Here is a 1,062-nt window from a genome sequence, read left to right on the forward strand (position 1 = left end):
CGCGGCGCGGCCTGGGGCGTGGGCGGCGGCCTGCTGCTGGGCCTTGGCGTCAGCATGCTTGACGGCGGCACAAGCAATATCTGGGGCATGCGCGCCCGTGTGGGCGCTGGACGCAACGGCAAACAACCCCAGGAAATGTACGCGGTAAGCGTCAGTGCTGAAGGCGCCAACATGGGCCGCGACGATATTCTTCCCGCCCTGGAGGACAAACTGAGCAGCGAAATTGTCAAGGCCATAAAGCCCTGACAAGGCCCACGGCCTGTCAGGACAGCGCAACGGGCATTGCTTTTGCCGGACAGCGGCTCAAAGCCCTTCCGTTGGCAATGCCTGCCGACGGAAAAATGACCATCCCCCCGGATTCCTCATGCTGCACGCCAGCCAAACCAGCGCGTTTGAGCCGGGTAAGATTTTGTTGCCGTATTCCGAATATCCTGAAAGGTTGCCCGCAACCTGCAAAAAGCAGCGAAGCATCTCTGCCGCAAGCATATGAAATTTCGCACAAAACATACTGAACACCAAGGATTTGCGACGGGTCGCCCTTGCGGACCCACGGCCCTGCCGCACAGAAACTTTTTACGGATGTGTTTACCGGCCCGAAAAATGCAATGACCGGAAAAACAGCCACAGCGAAAGCCCCGCGCTTTCGCATCCCATACCGGCCGCGCCCCTGGCGGCAAGGATCGAGGTTTTCTTATGACGTTGAAAGGACTGCGTTTTATTGCGCTGCTGCTTTGCCTGAGCCTTGTGCCGCTTGCGGCCTGCGTGCGTCAGGCCGCTGACCCGGACAAGCTGGAAGTGCTGCGCTCGGGCAAGCTGCAGGAGCCACAGGACGATGATGCCATTGCGGACACTGTCTATGTAAGCGTGCGCGACAATACCAACCGCGTTTTCGGTCTGCGCGCGCAGACTGAATCCTGGCTGCAGCGCAGCGGGTTCACCATTGTGGGCAACCCCAGCGAAGCCGGGTACATCGTGCAGCTTACGGTGCTGTCGGCAGGAAACACGGAACCGGCCCACCTGCGGCAGATGGTTGATGCAGGCTACGACACGCCCTCTGCGCTC

The 1,062-nt window shown here is 60.2% G+C and carries 2 protein-coding genes; both read left to right on the forward strand.

Annotated elements, in window-relative coordinates:
- Positions 1-246 (forward strand): hypothetical protein (locus V6C16_RS14045; protein WP_333543531.1); only part of this gene is annotated, 246 nt, incomplete at its 5' end.
- A gap of 447 nt (positions 247-693) precedes the next feature.
- On the forward strand, positions 694-1,062 hold a 369-nt coding region (gene traT / locus V6C16_RS14050; protein WP_333543532.1), incomplete at its 3' end, for a complement resistance protein TraT.

The sequence above is a fragment of the Desulfovibrio sp. 1188_IL3213 genome (genome assembly GCF_036763145.1).
Lineage (GTDB): Bacteria > Desulfobacterota > Desulfovibrionia > Desulfovibrionales > Desulfovibrionaceae > Desulfovibrio.